At 59.3% G+C, this 9,112-nt stretch carries 5 protein-coding genes and 1 pseudogene; all 6 read right to left on the reverse strand.

Annotation, left to right across the window (positions count from 1 at the left end; genetic code table 11):
- A pseudogene (locus EOA38_RS18700) lies at positions 1–889 on the reverse strand (phospholipase D-like domain-containing protein); the annotation flags it as partial.
- A complete protein-coding gene (locus EOA38_RS18705) occupies positions 886–3,831 on the reverse strand; it encodes a DUF1156 domain-containing protein (RefSeq protein ID WP_245480872.1) in 2,946 nt (981 codons plus the stop codon). The pseudogene EOA38_RS18700 and the gene EOA38_RS18705, both read right to left, overlap by 4 nt.
- Complete coding sequence (locus tag EOA38_RS18710) at positions 3,828–4,274, reverse strand: hypothetical protein (RefSeq protein ID WP_245480873.1); 447 nt, start codon at positions 4,272–4,274, stop codon at positions 3,828–3,830. Before EOA38_RS18710 ends, EOA38_RS18705 begins: the two co-directional genes overlap by 4 nt.
- 32 nt (positions 4,275–4,306) lie before the next feature.
- Positions 4,307–7,360 (reverse strand): DUF499 domain-containing protein, encoded by a 3,054-nt coding sequence (locus tag EOA38_RS18715; protein WP_127299913.1) that lies wholly within the window; start codon positions 7,358–7,360, stop codon positions 4,307–4,309.
- Between the two features lie 44 nt (positions 7,361–7,404).
- Entirely contained in the window at positions 7,405–7,539 is a 135-nt protein-coding gene (locus tag EOA38_RS40975; protein WP_281060109.1) for a hypothetical protein, read from the reverse strand.
- A 608-nt stretch (positions 7,540–8,147) separates the two neighbouring features.
- Positions 8,148–9,112: hypothetical protein (locus EOA38_RS18725; RefSeq protein ID WP_210212972.1), on the reverse strand; the 965-nt coding region annotated here is incomplete at its 5' end.

The following is a 9,112-nucleotide window of genomic DNA, read 5'->3' on the forward strand; positions in this document are numbered from 1 at the left end:
CTCCAACGCGATCCCCGCCGATGGGATGAACGGCCGCGTTCGCAATCCTCTCCCAGATCGCTTGGCGTTCTTCATCGATGGAAAGGTTGGGCGCCGGGGACACAACGTTGGGCGCTTCAGTAGGTTCAAACCCGGGTATTGGCTTGCGTTCTGATTGTCCCGCCCTTTGATCATGTTGCTCGGCGAGGCGCTTCGGCAGCTTTTCGGGATCAGGCAAAAAGGTCAGCAGCTGTTCCCGCAGCGCCGTTGGCACATCAAGCGTTATCGCCCGACGGGCGCGGTCAGCCCAGAGCTTCGCGAAGCTGGCTTCTTCTTCGTCTACGCGCAGGCCGTCATTCCAGGACGTGAAAGCGTTGAAGCTTTCCCAGTTCCGGGTCCAGCCGAATTCGGTCTCGTTGATGCTGCCGTTGAAGGCCATCCGATCGCCGGTTTTGTCCTCGATGATGCCGGTCTTTTCGTGAAAGATGCTGTCGTCGCGGATCGGCCGGCGGTCGAGGTCGCAAGGTACGGCAAGCTTCACATCTAGGAAACTGTTGGCCACCATCCAGGCGACAAGCTCGAGGGCATCGATCGTTCGCGGGTCGGCTGACAAGATCGGCATCTTGATCAGCGTTCGCTCGACGGCATCGCGGAGGGATTCGCCGCGCTCGATGGCCGCAACCTCTTCTTCGCCGAGCGTGCAGCCGACGATCAGGCGCATTCGCCCGTTGTTGACGATCAGTCCTTCGACGCCGCGCGCGGCCAAGGCCAAGGCGCGTGCCGAGAAATAGCCTGTGAGACGATCGTAGCGAGTGGCCGAGCGCAGTGCAGGCACATAGAACAGCCGGACGAGGTCTCCATCGTCCGGCGTGTACTTCAGCCGCCACGCTGTATCGCGCAGAAGCGTCAAGCAGCCTCCTCGACGAACAGCGACAGTTGTTGCGGCTCATCCACCTTGTCGGAGAAGGCGAGGCGACGGAGCTTCTCCAGGGCGTCGAAATCATCGGCCGCCGACTTCGCATCGCCCGTTGCCACATCGAAGCCGACGAAATTGCGCGACGGCGGCAAGACTTCCAGCACCGCTTCGAGTGCCGCGAGGAATTGCGGGTCGTTATCGAGCGCGGCATCTTTGAGCCGATCAAGCGCCGAATCGAGCGTTCGCGTGCGCGCCCGGTTTGCCGCGTGGTGGATTGCGTCGATCATCGCACGCGATCCATCGGCCGGGCCAAGACCGCTTTTCGCGGCGCGCGTGGCACTATCCCACAGCTTGATGTCCGAGCCCTTCTTCTCGCAGATCTTGCCGATCAACTGGCCATCGAGATCGGCGCCGACAGCACGCGCGAGGCGCAAGCCTTCATCGTAGCTGAATACCGGCGCCTTGAAGGCGTCCCAGGCCAGGACGAACCATGACGTTGTCGCATCGAGATCGCCGCGCCCCTTGGTATGGGTGAGCTGGTTTAAGCGCCACGTTTTCACTTCCCGGCGGGCGGCATCGAGCGCGTCTTCCGGCGTCACGGCATAGGGATCGAACTCTTCTTCGAACAGTTCGGCCTGCCTACGGCGCTTCTTGGCGATGGGTTCAGGACGGGGCGTGCCACGCTTCAACGGCCAATGGCGCGAGAACTCTTCCAGGGCAGGGCCGAAGGAGGCGAGATAGAGATCGACGCCGCTGATCCCGGCTCTCTGAAATTCTTCAACCCGCGTGCGGACAGCCTTCGCCACCAGGGGCTCGACATCTTCCCAATAGGTTGTTTCGTCGCCTTGTTCGGCGGGGCGCGGCCGACAGACAAGGAAGATTGTAGAATTAGCGGCAGCCTTATCCTTGATGTGGAGCGAGCCTTCCGCCTCGGTGTTCACCGGCCAGGAAGCGGTGATGATGAAGCCCGCTTCGATCAGGCCCTTCGTCAAGGCGTCCCAGGCACTGGTGTCCTTGTGCGTGAACATCACGGTCATGATGCCATTCGATTTCAGCACGCGCCGGCATTCTGCGAAGATCGCAGCCATTTTTTCCTGATAGTCGCGGTTGGCAAGGGCGTCTGCGCCCTTCTGGCCCTTGAAGTGGGCTTTGTTCGCGACTGCCTCCGCTTGCTTGTCGGTCAGGAGCCGAGTGAATAACTCAGGAGCGACAAGTCCGGCTGTCCGCTTCAGCCAGACATAGAAAAAATCAGATAGTTCCGCATACATGACGTTCGCGCCATAAGGTGGGTCCATCACAACGGCATCCACCGAATGATCTGCAATATGGTCCAGGACGGAACCGGACGTTGTAGACACAACCGCTTTGGGTAAATCGCTCGTGCACACTTCACGGAAAAGGGGCCCAGCACCTGCAACGGACGAGCTACTGAGCTCAATGAGCTCCGCTATGCACTTTCGGGTTTCTCGAATAGCCCAATCAAAACCTTGCCCCTCGACCAGGACCGCCATCTCTACATAAGACCACTTAATAGAGAAGTTGTGGCTGTCGAACGTGTTCGCCATAACCTCTCGCTTAACAATCCAGCGCGTCATTCTGGAGTTGTAGTCTCGCAGTTTATCAAGACTAAAGCTGAGGTAGACAAAAGCGGCTCGCCGGGCCGGGCTAAGCTGGGCCGCGGCGCGATCCTCCTCTACAAGTGATCGAAATACCTCGGCCGCAAGGCCGTGCCCGAGAATTTGTCGCGGCGAAAATAGGTCTCGCCAATGTGTCATGCCGTACAGCCGATGACCGCGATCGTAGTTCGAGATTTGGTCAATTGTCTCCGTTGGAACGGCACCGGACAGTTCCCATTCCTCGATTCTATTCGCAATGGAATTCTTGAACTCGTCGGTGAGGTCGTCTTCATCTCTAGGCGCGCGGTACTCCCGTTCCCATTTAGGCTTTCCTACCGCTCCGGACTTCAGTTTCGTTTCAACTCTTCTTTTGTAAACCACCGCGAACAATTGGTCGCCCATGCTCCCGGCCTGCGCTTGGCGCTTTACTTCATCGCCATCAATAACGCGTGCGCAATCCGGAAACGGACATGTTGCATCTCCATCCGAAACCGTTCCGGGCGATTGGTGCTCTGCCTCATCAACAACTTCGAATGCGCAGAATCTACGGTTAGAACCTGGGCCTGAGTCCAGTTTGGGAGATAATCGAACGCCCACGCCAGACGAGTTGAGCCTCCAGTTCGGAGACAGAGGTATCTTCCCCGAACAGTACGGGCAGTGAATCGTGCGTGCCCAGAGGTAAGCGTCCGGACGGGTATTTAGCTCAGGCTCCGAAGGAAAGGCCCCTGGAAAAGAACTACGAAGGCGGTTCAAGAATATAGAAGAAATCGCGTCAAACTCTTCGATCAGCCGTGACCCCAGTTGAACTGGATACTCTACGGTTGCCTTTAGTATGGTGGCGGCGACGGGATTTAAGTCGTTGGCCAGGATAGCCGCACCAAGGCGTAACGCTTCCAATGGAATTGAACCGCCGCCCGCAGTGGGGTCCAGGACCAAGGGTGCCGGCGGAAATCCAAGTGCGCTGATTTCCTCGGGTGTCGCCTTGTAGGTGAATGCACGGGGATAACCATAGGCGTCTTTTCCGAGGCGTTCGCCTTTCCTATCGGCCACGGCGATGCGCTTTCGTGCCGCTATCGGGTCGCCGTGAATACCCAACGCATGCAGAAATTTGCCTGGATCCGCACCGGCAGGAATGAGGGACGCCAAAACAGCAGCACGTGAAGCGACGAGCGGCCGCCTCGCCCACCATACGTGTAGGCGATTCGGTGCGGGAAACGGCGTCATCGGCGTGCGTTCCCGTAGGCTCTCGACACCTATCTCCGCAATTGGCAACCACCGTTCAATCAGCCGCACATCCGACATATGTTCTTCTTCCATCATTTCGCCGGATCGGTGAGCAGGATGCGCAAAGCGGTGAGAACGCGACGCGGGTTCTTGCGGTGGACCGACATGCCGAGCCAATAGCCGGATTCCTCCTTGCCCATGGCGTCGATGCCTTCGGCGACGAGGCGCATGTTGTCGCGATTGCGCATCGGCGCGAGCGTGCGGAACAGGAGCGCTAGGCGCAGCGCTGTTTCTTCTGCGAGCGCCGATCCCATGCCTTCGATCGGCAGAAGATCAAGGCGGATGCCGCTTTCCTTCAACCGCTTGAGAACACGGTGCTCGGCCAGTTCGAGATTTCGGCCCCGCAAACCCGCAAGGCGAACAGGGGCGGTGATCTGGGGTGTCGCCAGCGACGGAAGCTGCCAGACCTCAACCTCCGTATCGCCTGGGCCGTGACGGCGGGCGCGCAGTTCGTAAACGGGTTGGGTTTTTGAAGCCATGGAATACTCTTCCTTCCGGCGCGGCACATTCATCATTTCACCTCCGCCGTGGCTTCGACATAGGCAGCCGCGCTTGCGAAGCGCGTCAGCTTTTCAATGAACTTGTCAGCGGCATCACCATCCAGGGCGAGTCCGGCGTCAAAATCAAAGGAAATACTCGTCTTCAGATCTGTGACTTTTGCCGCTCTGAATTGCGGCTCTAGGTAGTCTTTGATAGTCGCCGCATCTTGAGCGGCGCCCTTGAACTCGAACATCATTTCGCTGTCCTGGGCGGTGGTATAGCCGCCTTCCAGTGCTACCGAGCGCTTTGTTCCAGCGATGCTGTTCGCAATTGGGATTAGCTTGAAGGCATCACCGTATTCGAACAGGCGAATAACGATTCGGTCGATTGCGGTAATCTTCGCCGACTTCGCCTGTTCCACTACTTTGCGCAGTGCCTCTTTCAAGACGCCCTCCGCAGCAAACAGCTTACCAAGACTGGCCTGTTGTCTCTCGCCCATGCCTTCAGCAGTGGCACCATCTGTGCCTATCCCGCCGCCTGGAATGGGCGGCAGGGGTTCGCCGGAGATTGAGTCACCACCTCCAACGGCCGCGGGTTGGGCAGGGGGTGCCGGCGCCGGTCGTGGCCAGACGCCCTTCGACTTGGCGAAGTCGATCGTGAAGATCGTCGTCTCTTCATCCATGTTGACCGAGGGCATCGGATCGCCCGGGCCGGCGAGCAGTTCCCCGCGCTTGTAGATATAGACGCCTTCTTCGATTCCCTTGCGGATCGCTTTGCGGAACACGTCATCCGAGAGCAGGATCGACAACGAAGGATCGCGCCGGAATTCGTCACGGAGGTCGCGCGTCGTCATCTGCCCTTTCTTCAGGGGCGTGCGGTCGCGGATATAGGACGGGGAATCCGGTGAGTCCGAAGCATCGCGAACCTTGTTCTGGCTTTGCAGTTGCCGAACGACTTGCAGCTGGCCCGATCCGGGGCGCTCCGACGCGTTCTGAATATCAATGACGGAATGAGCGAGCTGAACCGAAGCGGCGCCACCCAGAGCGTTCCGGGACGGATAGAGGATGTGCCGATAGCATTGCTGGATCGCAATCGCAGCTTCCGTTTCCGACTTCTTCTCGAGTTCGAAGACCTTGGCCTGCTGGTGGTCGGCGAGTTCCTTGACCCGTTCCGGACGCTTTAGCTCTTGAAGGGCAAGGCGGCGTACGATCGCGCGCTTCATCTCGTTCACCTTGGCCTCGTCGGCGATGACGAAAACGAGGTTGTTGCGCAGCGAACGCAAGCCGTTGCCGTCCGCGCCCTTGCGTTCGAACATGCGGCCGACGATCTCGGGGATCTCGCGAAGATCAGCGCCGATATCCAGGGCGTCGTGAGAAAGCAGCACAAGCCGCGGCTTGCCATCCGAAACGTCGTCCGGAACATCCCAAGGCCCGCCCGGGAATGGGATCAAATCGAAGGACTGCCCGCCGAAAATCGATTTCACGCGATCGGCAAGCTGAGTCCGCGCTTCGCCAGGATCGACGTTCTTTTCCTCGCGACCGATAACCTGCGTGAGATTGGCCTCGGCGTTGAAGCGCAGCGGAGCAGTCGGGCGATCATCGAGATAGGCGGACTCCGCACGGAACTTGGTCTTGGCGTCATCGATGAAGGAGATATCCGAAGCTGGGCTCAGGATCGAATAGCGGAGGTGGTCGACCGAAAGCCCCTTCAAGTCGTTGTTGAAGGCCAAGGTGTGCACGAAGATCGTGCGGGCCATATAGGTGCCGTAGGGCAGAAGCCCCTTGAAGTGTTTGGCGTCCAGTTCTTGCGCGAGGGCCAGCTTTTCCGGCGGCCCTGCAATATCGTTTAAGATCGCGGGCACAAAAGCGCCCTGTTGAAGCCGCGTCGTGAACTCGCGGCGAACCACGTCCGATCCGAGATCGATATGATGCAGGTGGATCGCGGAGGCGTCGGACGGTCTGTTCGCCCAAACGGTCGCCACGGTTTTCGCAAGGATACGAAGCATGCCGCGGACTCGCTGGAATCCGCCAAGTGTCGCCGTCTTGCCAGTTAGCGTGTCCAAAACGTCTGGATGGAAAGGATACGTTTGTCCGAATTCGGCGCTTGTCGTGGAACGCTTGGCTTCCTCCGAAAGGATATCCCGGTGGTTGGTCCAAAGAGCGCGATAGGCATCGATGACCTCGACAGCCCGGGCGTCGTCGATCGAGGCGAAGAGGCGTCGCCGGATGACCTTCGCTGTCTCGTCATCCCGCGTGGGGTTGAGATTGGTCGCCTTGCGGCCTGAGACACTTTCCAGTTCGGACATCGCGCCTGCAAGGAACTCATTCTCTTCAGCGAACGCATCGATGCTCTTGCCGTCGGATCGAACGGCCAGGGTATAAACGATCGCTGCCTGCGGCGTGCTCTCGATAGCGGTCAGGAGTGCCTTCAAGAAGGCGGTCAGCTGATCGCGCCCGCCCATGCCTTGAACACGTCGAAGGTATTCGCCGAGCTCGTCGAGAACCACGAGCACTGGATCGGAACCGAACAGCTCTTTGATCGTATCGGCGCCCGGCGCAATTCGCTGTTCGTCAGACTGGCGAACGACCTCGTACCCCGCCTTCCCCGCGAGCTGATAGGCGATTTCGCCCCATGGCGTATGGGCGCGCACACCATCGCCCATGGGCCTGCCGTTTGCGGGGTCGGAGTTCTCGCCATCGAAGGCAGCAACTCGAACGGTTCGGTTGGGGACGAGCGCGGGATCGAGGAATTCTGAGACGTTGGTGACACCCTTCATGCCTGCCGCCGCATGAACAAGCGCGATCAGGCCATGCGTCTTGCCGCCGCCGAAAGACGTATCGAGCCGAAACACTGCAGACACGCTTTCGCCGCGCCCCGAGAGCCGTCCGCAGACGTTGACGAGAAGCTCTTTGAGGCCCTCCGTGGGATAGGTGTTGGTGAAGAATGTCGGCGCGTCCGTATAGTCACGCGACGCGCGGCCAGTCAGAACATTGGCCAGGTTGGCCGCGTAGTCGCTATCCGAAATCGTACCTTTGGCAACGTCCTCACGCGGTTTGCAGAGGTCGAATATGTTTGGAAGCGTCATGCCCGGCCTGTCCCCCGTATCGCTGCGCTAGTTGTAACCTTCAGTCACGGCCCGCGCAGTTCGTTCTTTTTGAGCCATGCGTCGATGGCCTCATTCGCGATTGCCGATGCGGATGATTCGCGATCGACAGCCGCCTTCTTCAGATCCTTGATCACGTCGCTGTCCAGATGAAGCAGCATCTGCCGCTTCTCTTTGTCCGTCGGCTTATTCGAACGGGACTTCGTCCGATCGTTCATCCGCTTGACCACGACTGATAGGAACCTATCACGAGAGGTAGAGCCGGCTGAGCCAAAACGCAATGATTGATCGCCACAGGGAAGGATTGATCCCCTGCTCTTTTCCCACCTGAATCGATACTGCCGATCATCATCCCGAAGCGCGCAAATCGGGGTGCCGAAAAAGCGGGTCAGCGGAACAGGCAGACGCAGCGGATTCAAAATTCGCCGTCGTTGCGGATATGTCGGTTCCGCGACCTGGTTCTTGTCGCCGACTATCCGAAGCGGGACTGTTGCGTCGCAGGCGCCTGCGGCGGAACGGCCGTGGTCCGCTCGTCTCGAGATGGCGCATGGCCGCCTTCAGGATTCGCCACGTCGGGGAACTCGGGAAGTTCGACGTGGTCACCGGCGCGCAAGCACATCCTGGACCCGCCCGGAGAACGCTTCCCGGACCTGCCTGATCGGTTCGCTGCGCCTTCGGGTTTGAGAAGGTCGTCGATCTCAGAAAGCCGGAAGACACCCCGCTCGTGGTCGGACACCCGTCCGTGGCTGTGTGTTCACACGCTTCGTCGTTAAAACGGGATGTCGTCATCAAGAGCAAATTGCTCTTCCTTGGCGGGCTCTGGCACGGGTGGCGGAGGCGAGCGCTCTAGGTGTTTGGTGATGAGAAAATTCTGGAAGACAGCAGCGATCTGGATAGCGAGATCACCATAGGCGGGCGGAATGGCCACGACGTCCTTGCCCTGGCCGTGACCGCCCAGCTTGTTGCGGAGGAAGGGCAGCGCCTTGAAAACCTGATCCATAAAGCCGGCACGCACGGATTCCGGTAAGTCGTCGAAAAAGCCTTGCGCGCCTAGCTCCTTGATCAGCCTGTCGCCATTGGCGTGTTCGAGTTTCGTGATCACCGTCATGACGCTTTCGAAGCTATGGCCGGCAAAGAAGATTGCCTCCCTGACATCGCCTGCGCCGAGATACTGACGTGCCTTGGCATACTCATCGGCAGCGCCGGCGAACTGGTTTGCGGCCAGCGTGTCGTGCGCATTTGCTGCGAGCCCGGCGCCGATGAAGTCGGCATCGAGCTTGAAAAACTCTCCGTCTGACATTCGCCAGGGACAGTCATGGAGTTCAAATATCTGATTGACCTTCTGGCGTAGTGCGTCCTTTTCGGCAGGCTCCATGTAACCGGACGCGATCTCGATGATGTCGAAGACGAACCAACCCTGGCCGTCCAGCATAAGAAGACGCAGCGCTGCATGATTTTGGGCGTCAGCCGGATAGGGTGTGACCGGAAGGCGGTCCCAACCGTGCTCGATGAGTAGATCGCTTTCGGTCTCTTCGAGGATCGAGGAGTTGGAGATCCAGCGATCATTGGGATCGCGCTGAATGCCAAGAGACGTGTTGTTGGCGGCTAGCCACGCCCAGATCTTGCGGCGGGCAGTGTCGGGTATATCGACGACGAGCGCAGTCTGGTCGATCGCTCGGCGGTAACGTTGGCTAAACAGCAGGCGCATCGGTGCCCCCGCGCTGCGGACTGATG

It is taken from the genome of Mesorhizobium sp. M1E.F.Ca.ET.041.01.1.1, assembly GCF_003997355.1.
GTDB lineage: Bacteria > Pseudomonadota > Alphaproteobacteria > Rhizobiales > Rhizobiaceae > Mesorhizobium.

Excerpts from the sequence above, each read along its gene's own strand:
- EOA38_RS18705 (WP_245480872.1), bottom strand. The coding sequence starts at position 3,831 with ATGATGGAAGAAGAACATATGTCGGATGTGCGGCTGATTGAACGGTGG.
- EOA38_RS18710 (WP_245480873.1), bottom strand. The coding sequence starts at position 4,274 with ATGGCTTCAAAAACCCAACCCGTTTACGAACTGCGCGCCCGCCGTCAC.
- EOA38_RS18715 (WP_127299913.1), bottom strand. The coding sequence starts at position 7,360 with ATGACGCTTCCAAACATATTCGACCTCTGCAAACCGCGTGAGGACGTT.
- EOA38_RS40975 (WP_281060109.1), bottom strand. The coding sequence starts at position 7,539 with ATGCTGCTTCATCTGGACAGCGACGTGATCAAGGATCTGAAGAAGGCG.